The organism is Pseudomonas sp. NPDC087803 (genome assembly GCF_044742995.1).
Classification (GTDB): domain Bacteria; phylum Pseudomonadota; class Gammaproteobacteria; order Pseudomonadales; family Pseudomonadaceae; genus Aquipseudomonas.
The window spans coordinates 73,143-91,353 of the sequence record NZ_JBIUVO010000005.1; the positions used below are offsets into that span (position 1 = coordinate 73,143).

Annotated in this window: 11 protein-coding genes; 7 read left to right on the plus strand and 4 right to left on the minus strand. The window is 62.6% G+C overall.

What is annotated here, in order from left to right; translation table 11 throughout:
• Positions 1-92: 92 nt before the first annotated feature.
• Entirely contained in the window at positions 93-1,685 is a 1,593-nt protein-coding gene (locus tag ACIOUG_RS06480) for a DHA2 family efflux MFS transporter permease subunit (RefSeq protein ID WP_401063540.1), read from the minus strand.
• Positions 1,682-2,803, minus strand: coding sequence for an HlyD family secretion protein (locus ACIOUG_RS06485; RefSeq protein WP_401063543.1), 1,122 nt, complete (start codon positions 2,801-2,803; stop codon positions 1,682-1,684). Before ACIOUG_RS06485 ends, ACIOUG_RS06480 begins: the two co-directional genes overlap by 4 nt.
• 355 nt (positions 2,804-3,158) lie before the next feature.
• Between ACIOUG_RS06485 and ACIOUG_RS06490 the strand changes: the two genes are divergently transcribed.
• Together ACIOUG_RS06490 and ACIOUG_RS06495 are read left to right on the plus strand one after the other, a co-directional pair.
• A complete protein-coding gene (locus tag ACIOUG_RS06490) occupies positions 3,159-4,886 on the plus strand; it encodes a ShlB/FhaC/HecB family hemolysin secretion/activation protein (protein ID WP_401063546.1) in 1,728 nt (575 codons plus the stop codon).
• Between the two features lie 113 nt (positions 4,887-4,999).
• Positions 5,000-9,469: a hemagglutinin repeat-containing protein gene (locus ACIOUG_RS06495; protein WP_401063548.1), complete on the plus strand. Its 4,470-nt coding sequence runs from the start codon at positions 5,000-5,002 to the stop codon at positions 9,467-9,469.
• A gap of 138 nt (positions 9,470-9,607) precedes the next feature.
• On the opposite strand, the gene nhaA is transcribed toward ACIOUG_RS06495, so the two are convergent.
• Positions 9,608-10,816: a Na+/H+ antiporter NhaA gene (gene nhaA / locus ACIOUG_RS06500; protein WP_401063607.1), complete on the minus strand. Its 1,209-nt coding sequence runs from the start codon at positions 10,814-10,816 to the stop codon at positions 9,608-9,610.
• Between the two features lie 223 nt (positions 10,817-11,039).
• Between nhaA and ACIOUG_RS06505 the strand changes: the two genes are divergently transcribed.
• The 4 genes from ACIOUG_RS06505 to ACIOUG_RS06520 all read left to right on the plus strand — a co-directional run bounded on the left by ACIOUG_RS06505 (position 11,040) and on the right by ACIOUG_RS06520 (position 15,556).
• Complete coding sequence (locus tag ACIOUG_RS06505) at positions 11,040-11,417, plus strand: c-type cytochrome (protein WP_401063550.1); 378 nt, start codon at positions 11,040-11,042, stop codon at positions 11,415-11,417.
• 95 nt (positions 11,418-11,512) lie between these two features.
• Positions 11,513-12,013, plus strand: a complete 501-nt coding sequence (locus tag ACIOUG_RS06510; RefSeq protein WP_258679267.1) for a sigma-70 family RNA polymerase sigma factor — start codon at positions 11,513-11,515, stop codon at positions 12,011-12,013.
• Positions 12,014-12,050: 37 nt separating this feature from the next.
• Positions 12,051-13,034 (plus strand): FecR family protein, encoded by a 984-nt coding sequence (locus ACIOUG_RS06515; RefSeq protein WP_401063552.1) that lies wholly within the window; start codon positions 12,051-12,053, stop codon positions 13,032-13,034.
• A gap of 98 nt (positions 13,035-13,132) precedes the next feature.
• Positions 13,133-15,556, plus strand: coding sequence for a TonB-dependent siderophore receptor (locus tag ACIOUG_RS06520; protein ID WP_401063554.1), 2,424 nt, complete (start codon positions 13,133-13,135; stop codon positions 15,554-15,556).
• A 116-nt stretch (positions 15,557-15,672) separates the two neighbouring features.
• Here ACIOUG_RS06520 and ACIOUG_RS06525 read toward each other — a convergent pair whose 3' ends face one another.
• The gene (locus ACIOUG_RS06525) at positions 15,673-16,824 is read right to left on the minus strand and encodes an MFS transporter (protein ID WP_401063557.1); all 1,152 of its coding nucleotides are present in this window, start codon (positions 16,822-16,824) and stop codon (positions 15,673-15,675) included.
• A gap of 372 nt (positions 16,825-17,196) precedes the next feature.
• Between ACIOUG_RS06525 and ACIOUG_RS06530 the strand changes: the two genes are divergently transcribed.
• Positions 17,197-18,177: a diaminopimelate epimerase gene (locus ACIOUG_RS06530; RefSeq protein WP_401063559.1), complete on the plus strand. Its 981-nt coding sequence runs from the start codon at positions 17,197-17,199 to the stop codon at positions 18,175-18,177.
• The last annotated feature ends 34 nt before the right edge of the window (positions 18,178-18,211 follow it).

The window sequence follows — 18,211 nt, forward strand, 5'->3', positions numbered from 1 at the left end:
CTGCGATCTTTTGATCTTGTTTTTAAAATCAAAGCCAAAAGATCGCAGCCTGCGGCAGCTCCTACAGGGGCCGGTCGTTTTGGAAGTCTGGATCAATGCGCATCCGCACTCGGCGCGGCCGGTGGTTGCACCTTGCGCATCAAGGGCACCATCGCCGTGGCGATGATGAAGCACAACATGATCATCAAAAAGGTGTCGCCGTAGGTCTGGGTCTGCGCCTCGCGGTAGGTCAGCAGCCACAGCTGATGCAGGCCGGCGGTGACGCCGACATCACCGCTCTGACCCAGCGTCGCCAGGTTGCCACCGACCTGTGACAGCCACTGATTCAGCGCCTCGTTGCTGCTGTTCAGATGCTCGGCCAGGCGGGTGAAGTGCAGGTTGGTGCGGTCATTGAGAATGGTCGCGCACGCCGCAATGCCAATGGCACCGCCCAGGTTGCGCATCAGGTTGAACAGCCCCGAAGCGTGCTTCAAGCGTGCCGGGGCCAAGCCGCCCAAAGTCAGCGTCACCGCCGGTGGCACCGCCAGTTGCTGGGCAATCCCGCGCAGCGCTTGCGGCAGCAGCAACTGGCCCGCGCCCCAGTCGTGGGTGATCGGACTGAATTCCCACATCGACAATGCAAACAGCCCCAGGCCGATCATCATGATCCAGCGCAAATCCATGCGATTGGCGAGAAAGGCGTACAGCGGAATCGCCATGATCTGGAACACCCCGGTGGAAAAAACCGCCAGACCAATGTCCAGCGCGCTGTAGCCGCGTACCCGTCCGAGAAACAGCGGCGTCAGGTAAATCGTCGCGAACAGGCCGATCCCGGTGACAAAGGAAAAGAAGCAGCCGAGGGCAAAGTTGCGATCCTTGAGCGCGCGCAGATCGACGATCGGATTGGCCACGTGCAAGGTGCGCGCGATGAAGGCCACACCGGCGATGCCGCTGATCCATGCGGTGGTGAGGATTGTGCTGTCACTGAACCAGTTCCAGCGCGGGCCTTCTTCGAGGGTGTATTCCAGGCAGCCGAGAAACAGCGCGAGAAACACCATGCTCAGGTAGTCGGCACCTTTGAGCAGCGCCAGTTCCGGCTGGTCGATCTTCACCAGCATCGGCACTGCCACCGCGACGAAAATCCCCGGCACCAGGTTGATGTAGAACAGCCAGTGCCACGAGGAAATATCGGTGATCCAGCCGCCGATCACCGGCCCCATGGTCGGCGCCAGTGACGCCACCGCACCGATGGTCGCGGCGGCAATCACCCGTTGTTTGCCGGTGAAGAAAAAGAACGCGGTGGTGAACACCAGCGGAATCATCGAACCGCCGAGAAAGCCTTGCAGCGCACGAAAGGCGATCATGCTCTGGATGTTCCAAGCCACGCCGCAAAGCAGGCTGGCCAGGGTGAAGCCGACCGCCGAAGCGCAAAACAGCCAGCGCGTGGAGAACACCCGCGACAGCCAGCCCGACAGCGGGATCACGATGATTTCGGCGATCAGGTAACTGGTCTGCACCCACGCGGTTTCGTCGGTGCCGGCCGAGAGTCCGCCGCCGATATCACGCAGCGACGCCGAGACGATCTGGATGTCCAGCAGCGCAATGAACATGCCGATGCACATCGTGGCGAAGGCGAACACTTTGGTCGCGGTGGCCATGTCGGCGGCGTTGAACGGTTGCGCCGGGGCGGCGAGGGCGGTGCTCATGGCGCGACAGCCACGGCGCTGGTTTCAGCTGGCGCGCGGGTGTCGACTTCGGCGGTCACCGACAGGCCGGGACGCAGATGCCCGAGCACGCCGTCGGCCGGATCGAGGAGGATTCGCACCGGCACTCGCTGGACGATTTTGGTGAAGTTGCCGGTGGCGTTCTCCGGGGGCAGCACACTGAATTGCGACCCGGTGGCGGGCGCGAGGCTGTCGAGGCGGCCATGGAATTCCTGGCCGGAGAGCACGTCGGCGCGGATGCTCACGCGTTGCCCGGGTCTCATTCGCGCCAGTTGGTCTTCCTTGAAATTGGCATCCACCCACAGACCGCTGGCCGGTACCACCGACAACTGTTGCGAACCAGCCTGGGCATAGGCGCCGACCCGTGCGCGGCGGTTGCCGATCACCCCGTCGACCGGTGCGCGCAGCTCGGTGTAGCCGAGGTTCAGTTGCGCCAGATCGCGCTCGGCTCGAGCCTGTTGCAGGGCGGCGCGGGCCTGTTGTTTCTGAGTGTCGATCACTGCCAGTTGGCGCTGTGCGGCGAGCAATTCAGCCTGGGCACGGGCGCTCAGGGCCTGGGCGGTCTTGAAGCTGGCGTCGGCGCGCTGGGCGCTTTCCACCGACACCGCGTTGCTGCTCACCAGGCGTTTGTAGCGGGCATTGTCGTCCCGCGAACGGGCGGTTTCGGCAGCGGCGGCATCAATGCCGGCCCGAGCCTGGCCGATCACCGCTTGCTGCAATTGCTCGGTGGCGTCGAGGTTGGCCAGCAGCGCTTGTTCGGCAGCGACGGCGCCCTCGGCTTTGGCGAGGTTGGCGCGATAGTCACGCGCATCGAGTCGAATCAGCACGTCGCCGGCCTTCACCGATTGGTTGTCACTGACCAGCACTTCTTCGATGTACCCGGCGACCTTCGGCCCGATCACCGTGACGTCGCCACCGATGTAGGCATCGTCGGTCTCTTCCAGAAAACGCCCGGTGCCCCACCAGTGCGCGGCGTACACACCAACCACCACCAGCGCGATCAGGCCGGCGCCCGTCAGCAGCAGGCGTTTGCGCAGTGGCGGCTTGGCGGCGGTGACCGCAACAGACAGGTCGGGCTCAAGGGTGGGCATGCTGGTCATGGCTTGGTACCTGCGGAAACGAGTCGTTATTACGGACGTAATATGAGGCAAGTAATATTTTGTGGCAATTGAGTTTTTATGCCGGTCGTCCGTTTGCTTCCAGCGACTCAGGTTTTGGAGGGGGCTCGGTAGACAGTTAGCGCCCGTGAGGTGGGACGAGCGTTCGACAACTCGATCACCCCCCTCGGGGAAACCCTTACGCCGTGCGCGGTTGCTGGCGGTGAACGCAGCAAAATCAATTGTTTAAGAAATGTAAGCGCTGTAGGAAGCGTCTTGCATTTGCGTAGGAAGGCTCTGACTATCACTCGCATTGATGAAGTGGCATTACGCCATTTTATGCTTGCAAGGATGTTGCGTGCCGTATTCGCTTTGCGCTGTTTTTCGTCGTCGTTCCACGCTTTGCCCGCTGTTGTCGGCCTTTGTGTTGAGTGTGTGCGCCTCCTCGATACAAGCGGCTGACCCTGTTGCGCCGGGCCAGGAAGTGCTGCGCCAGCAGCAACAGCAACAGCGCGATCTGCAACAACTGCAGATGGAGCAACGCCAGCGCCAACTCGAGCGCGGTGCGTTCGGCCCGGCGCCGGCCACTCCAGTCATCGCGCAAACCGTCACCCCCGATGAACGCTGCTGGCCGCTAAGTGGCACGCGCATCGGCGGCGTTACGCTGATCGACAGCGACAAGCTCAACGCCCGGATCAAACCGCTGCTGGCGCCGTGCATGGGCGTCGGCCAGATCAACCATCTGCTGGCGACCATCACCGCGAGCTACGTCGAAAAGGGCTACATTGCCAGCCGCCCGTACCTGTTGAGCGCGCCGGAGGCGGGACAGTCGCTGGACATCATGATCGACGAGGGCTACATCGAGTCCATCGAACTGGCCGATCAGAGCCTGCCCGTGTCGCTGGGCGGCGCGTTCCCGCATATGCTCGGTCAGCCGCTGAACCTGCGCGATCTGGAGCAGGGCCTGGATCAGTTGAACCGCTTGCGTTCGATTGACCTGACCGCCGACATCGCCCCCGGCAGCCAGCCGGGCGCGTCGCGAATCATCCTGCGTTCGCGCACGGCCGGGCTGTCGCGCTGGGCGTTGGGCCTGGGTATGGACAACCTCGGCAGCGCCAGCACCGGGCGTGATCGCGACAGCGTCAGCCTGAGCTTCGACAGCCCGTTGCAACTCAACGATCTGTTGAGCCTCAGCGCCAGCGACACGTTGAATCAGGGCGACCGCTACAGTCGCAACGCCAGCCTGTACTACGCGATTCCCTACGGCTACTGGACCTACAGCGCGTTCGCCAGCCACGCCGAATACCGCGCGCCGTTCAAACTGCCCAGTGCGACCTTGTACAGCACCGGCATCACCGATCAACTGAGCCTGCGCGCCGACCGTGTGTTGTGGCGCGACCAGAGCCGTCAGCTCAGCGCCAACCTGCAATTGGCGCACAAGGATGTCGACAGCTATCTGGAGAATGTCCGCCTGGGCATTCAAAGCCCGACCCTGACCGTGGCCGAAGCCGGACTCAATCTGTTCTGGCTCGACCGTGCGGTGTGGAACCTCGACTTCAGCTACTCGCAAGGCTTGCGCTGGCTGGGTGCCGATGACGACGCCAATCATGCAGTCAACAACCTGCCCAAAGCGCAGTTTCGCAAGTACCGCGCCGGCCTCAGTCAGTGGCGCAACGGTCAGTTCGGCGCGCAAGCGTGGCAGTGGCAGAGCCAGCTCAATCTGCAATACAGCCCCGATCCGTTACCGGCCATCGAACAGTTGCTCGGCACCGACGATTCGGCGGTGCGCGGCTATCGGGTCAGCAGCGCATCCGGTGCCAGCGGCGCGATCTGGCGCAACACCTTGCGTCTGCCGCTGCGCAGCGATTGGCCGCTGCAAATCACCCCGCGCGTAGGTTTGGACAACGGCTGGCTCAAGGCCGATCACGGCGCGCAAGGTCAACGCCTGAGCGGCGCCAGCGTCGGGCTGAATCTGGGCTGGAAGAATCTGCAAGTGGACATCGATTACCAACGCGCCCTCAACACCCCCAACGGTTTGCAGCACGAGCCAGAGACCTGGCTGATGCGCGTGGGGTTGCAGATATGAGCACCACCGAGATTCATCAAGCAGTGAACAAACCGCCGTCGGATCTGAGCGCGACAGCCACGGCCAAGACCAAATCGCGCGCCGTGATGCCGTACTTACATGGAGACGTTTTTATGCCAGCACATTCCTTTGCATTCCATCTTTCTCCTCGGGGCAAACTGCGCTGGGCGATCGCCAGCCTGTTCTTCGCCGTGCACCTGCCCAGCGCCATCGCCGGCGGTGTGATGGTCGCACCCGGGCCCGGCGGCACCGCGCAGTTGCAGACTCAGGGCGGGGTGCCCATCGTCAATATCGTCGCGCCCAACGGCTCGGGTCTGTCGCACAACCAGTTCCTCGACTACAACGTCGACCGTCAGGGGCTGGTGCTGAACAACGCCTTGCAGGCCGGGCAATCGCAGCTCGCCGGGCAACTGGCGGCCAACCCGCAACTGCAGGGGCAGGCGGCGAGCGTGATCCTCAACGAGGTGATCAGCCGCAACCCGTCGGCCATTAACGGCGCCCAGGAAATCTTCGGCCGTGCGGCCGATTATGTGCTGGCCAATCCCAACGGCATTTCGGTGAACGGCGGCAGTTTCATCAATACGCCGAACGCCAGTCTGCTGGTCGGTCGTCCGGAATTGAACGACGGCAAACTGCAAGGCCTGAGCACCCGCGACGCCAGCGGTCAGTTGCAGATCCAGAGTGGCGGCCTGCGTAACGCCGAGGGTTCGGTCAACCTGATCGCCCCGCGTATCGACAGCCAGGGCCGCATCGACGCCCGCGATCAATTGAACCTCACGCTCGGACGCAATCAGGTCGATTACGCCAGCGGTCAGGTCAAAGCCGTGGACCCGGCGGGCAACACCCAGGATCAACGCATTGACGCCAGCCTGTTCGGCGCGATGCAGGCCGGGCGCATCAATATCATCAGCACCGCAGAGGGCGCGGGCGTGCGTGTGGGTGCGGTGCAAGTGGCCGGGCGTGACGGCGTGCAGATCCGTTCCGCCGGCGACCTCAGCGTCAGCGGTGAAGCCATCCCCAATAGCCTCGAAGTGACCCGTGCCGGCATTCGCAGCAGTCAGGGCGATGTCGGCCTGCACAGCGGCAACGACCTGACGCTGGCCGCCACCGATGTCAGTGCTCGCGACGTCAGCGTCAATGCCAAGCGCAACCTGACCCTGAGCACCGTCGAAAGCCGCAAGCTCCAGGAGCAGCGCGAAAACTGGAGCAACAGCACCATCGGCATCACTTGGGAAACCTACGACCGCACCCAGACTGACAGTGAAACTCGCCAGCACGGCAGCCAGATCGTCGCCAGCCGCGACGTCAAGCTGAGCTCCGGCAAAGACACCGAACTCAAAGCGGCCAAGGTTGAAGCGGCGAAAAATCTCGATGTGCAAAGCGGCGGCGATCTGCGCCTGACCGCCGCCACCGAAAGCCACACCCAGACCGATCAGGGCAACCATCGCAAGCATCTGTGGAAGGCCGACTGGAACAACAGCAGCGAAGAACAGCGCAGCATCAGCAGCCAGTTGAAGAGCGGCAATATCGCTCTGCAAACCGCCGCGTTGTTGCGTTCCGAAGGCGCTGAATTGAACAGCGCCGGTGATGTGAAACTGGCGGGCAAGCAGGTGGAGGTCACCACGGCCACCCGCACCAACCGCAGCAATAACAACAGTTATTCTGGTGACCTGGTCGGCGGTGGTTTCTTCGGCAAGACCGGTGACGCCGACAAAGGCAAGACTCAGCATCAGGGCAGCAAAATCAACGCCGCCGGTAAACTGATCGTCAAGGCCGACGATGTACGCATCAGCGGCAGCCAGGTCCGTGGCGGCACCGAGGCCAGCGTGATCAGCGCTCAGGGTTCGCTGCTGATCGACGGCGTGCAGGACACCTCGCACAGCAACAACCACGACAAGGACAGCAAGTTCTTCGGCATCACCAAGGACGAGTCGCGGCAGAACTCCAGAGACAGCACCACGCTGGGCAGCGAGCTGGTTTCTGACAGCAACCTCAAGCTCAAAAGCGCCAAGGATATTGAAGTGGCTGGTTCCACGGTCAAGGCCGGCGGCGCGCTGACGGCGGACGCGGCGGGTGATGTGAACGTGCATTCCGCGCAGAACACTCACGACAGCAGCTCGACCACCGAGACCCGTGGCTTCGATGCCTACGCCAAAGAGCAAACGCCGGAGCAATACCGCGCCGGGGTGCACTATGAAGACAAACAACAGACCGTCACCCGCAACGACGTCAACCAGCAAGGCTCGAGCCTCAGCGGCGGCAGCGTGCAGGTGCAGGCCGGCGGTGATCTGACAGTCAAGGGCGGTGAGGTCAAATCCACAGCCGGCGACACCACGCTGAGTGGCAAGAATGTGTCGTTGCTGGCTGAACAGGACAGCCACAAAACCTCATCCGGCACCTCCAGTACCGGCGGCGGTTTTTACTACACCGGCGGCCTTGACCGTGCCGGCAGTGGCGTCGATTTCGCCCACAGCACCACGCAAGACAGCAGCAGCAACACCACCGCGCAAACCACCCACGTGCAGAGCAGCGGCAGCCTGAACATCAACGCCGACAAGCTGCTGACCGAAGGCGCGCAGGTCAAGGCTGGCAACGGTCTGAACGTCGCGGCCAACGCGATCGACAACCGCGCTGCCAGCAACACCGAAAGCAGCACCCACAACCAGAGCAACTGGTCGGCGGACATTGGCGCCAACGTCGAGTACAAGGACATCGCCCGGCCGATTGCCGGTGCGGTCAAGGATGTGCTTAACGGCAAGGTGCCGGACAAGGAAGCATTGAGCAATCTCGGCCAGCCGAACGTCGGCCTCGACGTGGCGATCGGTCACGGCAGCGCCGACAAGACCGAGCAGAGCAGCAACGCCGTGGTCAGTCGTTTCGACGGTGGCAGTGTCGAGGTAAAAACCGCCGGCACCCTGCACGACCAGGGCACCCAGTACAGCGCCAGCAACGGCAAGGTCAACATCAGCGCCGACAAACTGGTTGCCGATGCCGCGAGCAACAATCACAGCAGCACCGATAACTCAGTGGACGCCAAGGTCGACGTGCGCGTCTACACCAAGACCGGCGAAGACGTGAACGTCGCCGCCAGCGGCGCCGGTGGCAATAGCTACGCCAGTAAGGACAGCAGCACCGCGGTGGTCGGCGGTTATGCCGGCAGCCAAGGCGTGAACATTAAAGTGGGCGGGGACGCACAGTTCGCTGGCAGCCGTTTCGACGGCGGGCAGGGCGGGGTGAGCATCAAGACCGGCGGCGATCTGGCGCTGAATCAGGCCACCGACCGCCAGAGCAGCAGCGACTCCAGCCTGCGCGGCAGCGGCTCGTTGACGGTCGGCACCTTGCCGGGCACCGACGGCACCAACGTCGACCTCGGCGCTGGCTTCCAGCTCGATCACAGCGGCAAGCAGACCACTGACACTCAGGCCCATGTGGCGAGCATCAGCGGCAACGACCCGGTGCAACTGAGCAGCGGTGGCAATCAGGTTCAGCAAGGCACGCAGGTCGACAGCGCCGGCGGGATTGATCTGCACGCTGACGGCAAGCTTGATCTGCAAGCGGCCACCACCACGCACACCGCGACCGGCAGCAATCTCGGCGGCGGTTTGAAGGGTGGCGGCAGCAAATCCAGCAGCGAGAAGAGTCGCGATCAGGGCGGTAATCTGAGCGGCAATTTCAACATCGGCCGGGTCAACGAAAACTCGCAGACGTTGACCGGTGGTCAGCTCAATAGCCAGAGCAATATCGTGTTGAGCGGTGACGCGGTGCACCTGCAAGGCACGCAAGTCAGCGCGCCGAACGTCAGCATCGATGCGCAGAAGGGCGGTTTCGTTCAGGAGTCGGCGCAGTCCACTGACAGCCGCAACAACTGGAACGTCGCGCTGAATGCCGGCGGCAACCTGAGCAGCAAGACCCCGACCGCCGCCGATGAGAAGGCCAGCAGCGACCACGGCTTCAACGCCGGGGCCAAGATTGGCGTCGACTACCTGCAAGGCACCACCCAGCAGAACAGCCAGATCAAGGCTGACAGCGTGGTGCTCAACAGTGCCGGTGATGCACAGCTGTCGGGTGCACGGATCGACGCGAAAAATGTCAGCGGCAAGATTGCCGGTGACCTGAGCGTCGACAGTCGTCAGGACTCGCAGACGCAAGCCAAGGTCGATGTCGATCTGGGCCTGACCGCGAAGAAGAACCCACCGAGCGACAAGGAAAAGCTCGCCGGCACCGACTACAAGCCAACGCTGAAAGCGCAGGGCGAATACGCGCACAAGGACAGTGTGGCGCAGGCGTCCGGCATCAGTGGCAATCAGGGTGTGAATCTTGCGGTGGGCGGCGCAACGCAGCTGACTGGCGCGCGGATTTCATCGCCTGAGGGCAAGGTCGATCTGGGCGGTTCGAAGGTGGGTAGCAGCGATCTGGTCAACCGTGACTACGGAGTAAAAGCCGGGCTGGACCTGCCGCAGAAAACCGAGGAAAACGCCCCGAAGGTGTCGTTCGATAACGGCAATCTGAAAGTCGGTCCGGTGACCCTGAGCGGCCATCTGGACAGCCAGACCCTGCAAGCCGGGATCGACGAAAAAGGCTAAGCAGCACCGCAGTAAAAACTGTGGGAGCGGGCTTGCTCGCGAAGGCGGTGATTCAGTCAGCTAATTTATCGACTGAATCACCGCCTTCGCGAGCAAGCCCGCTCCCACATTGGTTTCTGTCGCGACCAGATCCGGCGATCAGCTCGAAGCCTTCGCCTTACCCGCATTCAGCAGCACGACCACCGCCAGCAGCGCGGACAGGATCGAACCCAGCAACACCCCCACCTTCACCGAATCGACCAGATGCGCTGCGCCCGGGAAGGCCAGTGCGCCGATGAACAGGCTCATGGTGAAGCCGATCCCGCAGAGCAGGGCGACACCGTACAGTTGCAGCCAGCTCGCGCCTTGCGGCAACTGCGCCAGACCACTGCGAATCGCCAGGGCACCGAGGCCGAGGATGCCGATCTGCTTGCCGAACAACAGGCCCAGCGCCACACCCAGCGGTACCGGCTCAAGCAGGTTGCTCGGGGAAATGCCGGCCAGCGATACACCCGCATTGGCGAAACCGAAAATCGGCACCACGGCGAACGCCACCCAGGGATGCATTTTTTCTTCGAGGTACAGCAGCGGCGAGTTGTGCTCGTCTTCCGGGTTACCCAGTGGAATGCACAGGGCCAGAATCACCCCGGCGAGGGTCGCGTGGATCCCCGATTGCAGCATGAAGAACCACAGGAAGGCGCCGGCGAGCAGGTACGGCCAGAGCTTTCTGACACCGCAGCGGTTGAGGATCACCAGCAATGCGATCACCGCCAACGAGGCCAGGAGCATGCTCACCGACAGGCCGCTGGTGTAGAAAATCGCGATGATCACCACCGCGCCCAGATCATCAAGAATGGCCAGCGCCGAGAGGAAGATTTTCAGCGACACGGGCACCCGTTTGCCCAGCAGCGACAGCACGCCCAAGGCGAAAGCAATGTCGGTGGCGGCGGGAATCGCCCAACCGCTGAGGGTCTGCGGATTGCCCCAGTTGATCGCAACGTAGATCAAGGCCGGGACCAGCATCCCACCCAGCGCGGCGAAGCCCGGCAGCGCGCGCTGACCCCAGGTCGACAACTGCCCGGCGAGCATTTCGCGCTTGATCTCCAGGCCCACCAGCATGAAGAAGATCGCCATCAGGCCATCATTCACCCAATGCTCGATCGACAGACCGGCGATCTTGATGTGCAGGGTCGAGAAATACGTGGCCGCCCAAGGCGAGTTGGCGACCAACAGTGCGGCGAGGGCCGCGGCCATCAGGATCAGGCCACCGGCGGATTCGGCGGCGAAGAATCGGGAGAGAAAGGCCAGGGCAGACGGCGAATCCTGGCGGGCAGGGGCAGCATGCAGGCGTGACGGATCGTGGCTCATAGGCACGGCAACTCCGCGCGGCGGCCCGACCTGCGCTGAATTAAACCTGCCCTGCCGCGTCGTTGCGGTGGCACCCGGGCGGCATTTTACACAATAGGCGGGACGGCTGCGAAAAACTCGACGACGTGGGTCGCTGCCGGCAATTTCTCGATAGGTGGAAAGTCACTTCCTGATGTGTGCTTAGCTGTGCGCCGCCCATTTCAGCCTCTGACGCTCTATAAAAATGAAAACAACCTTCATCGCCTTATTCGCTTTGTTATCAGTCATTCAGACCTCCCTGTCCGTTGCGGAAAATGCCAACGGCAAAAATCTTTATGTCCAGCGATGTGCCGTGTGCCACGGCGCGGATATCAAGGCAACCGGGCCATTGGCCAATAAAAGCAATCCGCCAACGCCTGACTTGACAACAGCCACCTTCAAGAAACGCCTGAAGGATTATCCGGGCGTCATCGTGTCCTCGATCATCCTTCGCCCCAATGGAAACCTGATTCCAAAAACCTTGCGGGACAACGGCGTGAAGATCGCGCCGCATGCCTGGAGCGTTGAGGATTTTCGCGATCTGCATCAATACATGAGTGAGGTGATTGCCAAAGCACGATGACCTGGAGATGAACGGCGGGGCGAGTTTCCAAGGAATGAATTGCCGAGCTTAATAGGAAGCATTACTATTCACGCCCCTTTCTATCGCACGCCGTCATGAACCCCATGCTGCCCCGCAGACCCGGCTTTTTCGAGCATTACGAAGAGTTGATCGGCACCTGGACCCGGCGTCTGCGCAATCGCGCGCAGGCCGAGGATCTGGCGCACGACACCTTTGTGCGGGTGCTCGAATCGGATTCGGCAGCGGTGCAGCAGCCACGGGCCTATCTGCACCAGACCGCACGCAACATTGCGGTCGACGGTTATCGGCGTGAGGACCGGCGGGAAGCCATGGAGTCGCAGGCGATCGATCACAGTGTGTCGTCCACCGGCGACCCGGAGCATTACATGCAGGCGATCCAGTTGGCCGATTCCATCGAACGGGCGCTGCAGGAATTGCCGCTCAACTGCCGGAAGATTTTCGTCTGGCAGAAGATCGAAGGCCTGACCCAGGCGGAAATCGCCGAACGCCTGGGGCTGTCGAGGAACATGGTCGAAAAGTATATGATCCGCACCCTGCGACATTTGCGCGACCGTCTCGACGGCTTGCAGTCATGAGCCGCTGCTTTCAATCCCCAGCCAAACAGGACATTCCATGATGGATACTCGTGATTGCGCGTGCGGGCAAACAACGGTGCGCGATGAAGCGGCACGCTGGTTTGTGCGTTTGCAGGAACCGCTGATCAGTGCCGACGAACAGCAGCGCTTCGACGCCTGGCTGAACCAGCATCCGCAACACCGTGACGAATTCCAGTTGCTGCAAGGCTTGTGGACGGCGGCTGATCTGCTGCCGGCGCCACGCCTTAAGGCCCTCGTCGAAACCCCGCCAACTCGCCGCGAACGTCGCCCGCTTTTGCGCTATGCCGTGGCGGCCAGTGTGCTGGCGGTGGCGCTCGGCCTCGGGTTGTTCAGCGGTCTGAATCACCCGGACGGCTATAGCGCCGAGTTCACCACGGCGCTGGGTGAGCGCAAGCATGTGGCGCTGCCGGACGGATCGGTGATCGACCTGAACAGTCGCAGCCGTTTGCAGGTGCGCTATGAGAAGGACCGACGGCTGATCGAATTGAGTGAAGGCGAGGCGATGTTCAGCGTTCAGCACGACAGCGCGCGCCCGTTCGTGGTCGAGGCCGGTAACGGTAAGGTCACGGTCACCGGCACGCGCTTCGATGTGCGCCGCGATGTCACGCAAACCCGGGTCGCGGTGGAGCAGGGCACGGTCAAGGTGCAGGGGCGCGATGCGCCGGACGACCAACTCATCAACCTGACCGCAGGCCTCGGCACCCATGTCGATGCCGAGGGCAAAGTCGCTGCCGCCTACGCGGTCAACCCCGCCGAATTGACGGCGTGGCGCGGCGGCAAACTGGTGTTCAACAACGCCAGCCTCGGCGAAGTGGCAGCGGAGGTTTCGCGTTATCGCGACAAACCGCTGAAGGTCAGCAACCCGGACGTGGCCAGTCTGCGCCTGACCAGCGTGTTCAAATCCGACAACACCGACGCCTTGCTCAAGGCCCTGCCGAGCATCCTGCCGGTGGCCGTTCGCACCCTGGCCGATGGCAGTCAGGAAATAATTTCAAAATAAAATTCAGGTTTTTTTCGAGTTCATCGTCTTCCTGTTCAACTGCAACTGGTTTGCATTAACAGACGCGCACTCTTGCGATCCACAGGACTACGTTCGACGTGAAAAACACCTCAGCCAACAACAAAAAATCCCCCTGGTTACCGCTGGCCCTGGCGTTAGCGGTCAACGCCGCCGTGCCGCTGGCCTTCGCCGCTGAAGCCATTCACATCCGCGCCCAGCCGCTGGGCCAGGCCCTTAGCGAATTGGGCCAGCAAACTTCGCTGCAAGTGTTTTTCAGCCCCGACCTGGTCACCGGTAAACAGGCGCCCGCCGTGGACGGCAACCTTTCCCCCGAGCAGGCGTTGCGCCAATTGCTCCAGGGCAGTGGTCTGGATTATCAGATCAACGAAGGCTCGGTAACCCTGGCGCCGGCCGCAACTGCCGCCAGCAATGGCCCGCTGGAACTGGGCGTGACCGACATCAAAGTGGTCGGTGACTGGCTCGGCGACGCCGACGCTGCGGTGGTGCAGAACCATCCCGGCGCACGCACGGTGATCCGCCGCGAAGCCATGGTCGAGCAGGGCGCGATGAATGTCAGTGATGTGCTCAAGCGCGTGCCGGGTGTGCAGGTGCAGGACTCCAATGGCACCGGCGGCAGCGACATCGCGTTGAACGTCGGCGTGCGTGGCCTGACCTCGCGCCTGTCGCCACGCTCCACGGTGCTGATCGACGGCGTGCCCGCCGCGTTCGCGCCGTACGGTCAGCCACAACTGTCGATGGCGCCGATCTCCTCGGGCAACCTCGACAGCATCGACGTGGTACGCGGCGCCGGTTCTGTGCGTTACGGCCCGCAAAACGTCGGCGGGGTGATCAACTTCGTCACCCGCGCCATCCCGGAAAAAGCCACCGGGGAAATCGGCACCACGCTGGAAACCACCCGCTACGGCGGCTGGAAGCACATCGACACGGCGTTCCTCGGCGGCACTGCCGACAACGGCATGGGCGTGGCGCTGTTGTATTCCGGGGTCAACGGCAACGGTTACCGCGAGCGCAACAACGACAACGACATCGACGACGTACTGCTCAAGACCCATTGGGCGCCGACCGATCAGGACGATTTCAGTCTCAACTTCCACTACTACGACGCCAGCGCCGACATGCCCGGCGGCCTGACGCAGAAGCAGTACGACGACAAGCCGTACGACTCGGTGCGCGATTACGACAACTTCAGCGGCCGGCGCAAAGACGTGTCGTTCAAGTGGATCCGCCAGATCGACGAGCGCACCCAAGCCGAAGTGCTCACCTACTACACCGACAGCTTTCGTGGCAGCACCATCGCCGCGCGCGACCAGAAAACCCTTAGCTCGTACCCGCGTTCCTACTACACCCTCGGTGTCGAGCCGCGTGTGTCGCGGGTCCTCGACGTCGGCCCGACCACTCAGGAAGTCAGCGTCGGTTATCGCTACCTGAAAGAGGCGATGCACGAGCAGTCGAGCCGTCTGGCGCTGGTCAACAATCAGCCGGTGGTCACGCCGACGTCCGATGGTCATGTGTTTCAGGACCGCACCGGCGGCACCGAGGCCAACTCGGTGTATGTCGACAACAAGATCGACGTCGGCAACTGGACCATCACCCCCGGCGTTCGCTTCGAACACATCAGCACCGACTGGCATGACCGCGCCGTACTCGACACCTCGGGCAAGCGCGTGCCAGAGAAAAACCGCAGCATCGAAAGCAACGAACCGCTGCCGGCGCTGAGCGTGATGTATCACCTGTCGGACGCGTGGAAACTGTTCGCCAACTACGAAACCTCGTTCGGCAGCCTGCAGTATTTCCAGCTCGGCCAGGGCGGCTCGGGTGACCAGACTGCCAACGGCCTGGAGCCGGAAAAAGCCAAGACCTACGAGATCGGCACGCGCTACAACGATGACGTGTGGGGCGGGGAAGTGACGCTGTTCTACATCGACTTCGATGACGAACTGCAATACATCAGCAACGATGTCGGCTGGACCAACCTCGGCGCGACCAAGCACCAGGGCATCGAAGCGTCGGTGCATTACGACATGGCCGCGCTTGATCCGCGCCTTGACGGGCTGACCGCCAACGCCGGTTTCACCTACACCCGCGCCACCTACGAAGGTGAGATTCCGGGCTTCAAGGGCCGTGATCTGCCGTTCTATTCGCGGCAGGTGGCAACCGTTGGCTTGCGTTACGACATCAATCGCTGGACCTACAACATCGACGGTTTCGCCCAATCGAAACAGCGCTCGCCGGGCACCGGGGTCAACGCCGATGGCAGCTTCAACGGCAATTACATCACCGAAGGCACGGCCGACGGGCAGTACGGCGACATCCCGGGTTACGTGACCTGGAACGTGCGCGGCGGGTATGACTTCGGGCCGCAGGTGTCGAACCTGAAGCTCAGCGCCGGGGTGAAAAACGTCTTCGACAAGCAGTATTTCACCCGTTCCAGCGATAACAATTCGGGGATGTATGTGGGCGCACCGCGGACGTTCTTTGTGCAGGCCAGCGTCGGCTTCTGATAACGCCTGACCCTGTGGCGAGGGAGCTTGCTCCCGCTGGACTGCGCAGCAGGCCCGATTTTTGGGGTCGCTGCGCAACCCGGCGGGAGCAAGCTCCCTCGCCACAATGATGCTGTTCAGACCTTGAGGACTTTGCCGCCAATGGCGACTGCCACCAACAGCACCGCCATCAACCCGAAAGCAAAACTCAAACTGCTGGCATGCGCGACAAAGCCGATCACCGCCGGCCCCGCCAGAATCCCCGCGTAACCCAAGGTGGTAATGGCTGGCACTGCGATGCTTTCCGGCATCACGGTCTGCTTGCCTACCGCCGTGTACAGCACCGGCACAATGTTCGAACAGCCCGCGCCGACCAGCGCATAACCCAGCAGCGCCGCTTCCCAGCTCGGGGCGAAGGTCGCCAGAAACAGACCTGCCGCCGCCAGCAGCCCGCCGAACAGAATGATCCGCGTGGCACCCAGATGCCGAACAATCCGGTCACCCATCAAGCGTCCCGCCGTCATGGTCAGGGCAAACGCCGCGTAACCAAGCCCGGCATACGCCGTGTCGATTCCGCGTTCCTGGGCGAGGAACACCGCGCTCCAGTCCAGCGCCGCGCCTTCGGTGAGGAACACGATGAAGCACATCCCGCCGATGAACAGCACGATGCCATGGGGAATGGCGAACGCCGGCCCGGAGCTTTCACTGCCGTACGGCAACATGTGCGGCACGGCTTTGAACAGCGCGCCGATCAACACCGCCACCACCACCAGCATGGCCGCCAGCGGTGTCAGTCCGAGGCCGAGCAGGGCGCTGACGCCTGCCGCGCCGACAATTCCGCCGAGGCTGAACAGGCCATGAAACCCCGACATCATATTTTTGCCGCTGGCCCGCTCGACGATCACCGCTTGCAGGTTGACGGTCGAATCCACCGTGCCCAATCCGGCGCCGAACATGAACAGCGTGGCGATCAGCGCCGGGATCGACGACACCGTCGCCAGCAACGGCAGCGCCGCGCAAATCAGCAGGGTGCCGCCGGTCGCTACTTTGCGGCAGCCGAAGCGCGTGGAGAGAATCCCCGCCAGTGGCATCGCCAGAATCGAGCCGACTCCCAGGCACAGCAGCAGAAGGCCCAACGTACCTTCATCGAGGCCCGCGCGGGCCTTGGCGTATGGCACCAGCGGCGCCCACGCGGCAATCCCCAGGCCGGCGATGAAAAAAGCGATGCGCGTCGACATCTGTTGCAGGCGTCCGGGGACGAAGGTGTCTTGGGGGTTGAGGCTGGTCATATCGATCCTTGGCAAAAAACGTCGCGTCCCCGAATGACCGTGATAGCGCGTCGAGGTTCGATCGCAGGTCTCGGGGCGGTGCAACCGACATCCTAACCTGTAGCGGTGAGTCTGCTCACGATAGTGGTGTGTCAGCCAAAGAATATAGTGACTGACACACCGCATTCGCGAGCAAGCCCGCTCCCACAGTGATCTGCGCATGACAGCAGATTTGTGAGCGCCCGCCATTTAGTGTGGGAGCGGGCTTGCTCGCGAAGGCGGTGGCTCAGGCAATGACCAGGGCGCCTGACACCCCGCTATCGCGAGCAGGCTCACTCCTACAGGGGATCGCGGTTTACAGTGATGGCTTCGACAAGGTGAGTGAGGCCGGTGATGACGCAGTTCTACGATGCGCGGGGCAATATTTACGGGGTGATTTCGCCTGAGGCCCTTCGCGAGGCCGGGATCGATTTGCCGCTCGGTGCCGCGCAGTGCGCTGCGTCGAGACAGGCATGGAGTCGCGCAGCCATTGCGCTGTGTTGCGACTGGCCCGAGGGCCAGCGTCCGGCGGGGAGCAAATCGCACCGCAGCGACGGTCTGCTGATCGGTCCGTTCCAGTCAGCACCGCCGTTCGACGTGCTGATCGTCAACACCGACGGCACCTTGGCCGAGCGCAGTGGCAATGGCCTGACGATTTTCTCCCAGTCGTTGTTGGCGCAGGGGCTGATGCCGGCGCAAGGCGCGTCGCTGCGGGTCCATCACGACAAGGGCGGCGCGGTGGAAACATCGGTGAAAACAGCGGAAGTCGGAGGTGTGAAGGGCTTCTGGCTGGACCTCGGTCAACCGGGCTTCGGGCCTTCAGCGGTGGCCGCCCGGAATGTAGAAGGCCGCGAATTCAATGGTCATGAGCTGAGCCATGTAAAACCATTGGCGCAGCTTGATCCCGCGTGGCAGCACAGCCAGTTCGTGCGCATCGGCAATCCGCATTGCGTGACGTTGTTGACCAACGTCGCCGAGCTACCGGGCAACTCACAAATGCGCCAATCGCCTTGGGCCGAAGGCCTGACCCGAATCGCCTACGCGATGCCCACCGGTGCCGGGCAGCCGTGTTCGGAGGGTATCAATCTGCAATGGGCCGCGCTTGAGTCAGCACAGCGCATCGTCGCCCGAGTGTTCGAGCGTGGCGAAGGGCCGACCGCGTCTTCCGGCACCAGCGCCAGTGCAGTGGCGTGTGCTGCATGGCGAGTGGGTTGGGTGACGGCGGGGCAGGTGCAAGTGATCATGCCCGGCGGCACCGCGCCGGTTTTGCTCGAAGAAACAGACGGAGAGTTGGTGCGGGTCAGGTTGTTCGGTGCGGCGCGGTTGATGGGCTGAATTCTGAATCGCCATCGCTGGCAAGCCAGGCTCC

Coding starts and splice junctions, on each gene's coding strand:
- ACIOUG_RS06530 (WP_401063559.1), top strand. CDS start 17,197: ATGACGCAGTTCTACGATGCGCGGGGCAATATTTACGGGGTGATTTCG.
- nhaA (WP_401063607.1), bottom strand. CDS start 10,816: ATGAGCCACGATCCGTCACGCCTGCATGCTGCCCCTGCCCGCCAGGAT.
- ACIOUG_RS06510 (WP_258679267.1), top strand. CDS start 11,513: ATGAACCCCATGCTGCCCCGCAGACCCGGCTTTTTCGAGCATTACGAA.
- ACIOUG_RS06505 (WP_401063550.1), top strand. CDS start 11,040: ATGAAAACAACCTTCATCGCCTTATTCGCTTTGTTATCAGTCATTCAG.
- ACIOUG_RS06480 (WP_401063540.1), bottom strand. CDS start 1,685: ATGAGCACCGCCCTCGCCGCCCCGGCGCAACCGTTCAACGCCGCCGAC.
- ACIOUG_RS06515 (WP_401063552.1), top strand. CDS start 12,051: ATGATGGATACTCGTGATTGCGCGTGCGGGCAAACAACGGTGCGCGAT.
- ACIOUG_RS06485 (WP_401063543.1), bottom strand. CDS start 2,803: ATGACCAGCATGCCCACCCTTGAGCCCGACCTGTCTGTTGCGGTCACC.
- ACIOUG_RS06525 (WP_401063557.1), bottom strand. CDS start 16,824: ATGACCAGCCTCAACCCCCAAGACACCTTCGTCCCCGGACGCCTGCAA.
- ACIOUG_RS06495 (WP_401063548.1), top strand. CDS start 5,000: ATGCCAGCACATTCCTTTGCATTCCATCTTTCTCCTCGGGGCAAACTG.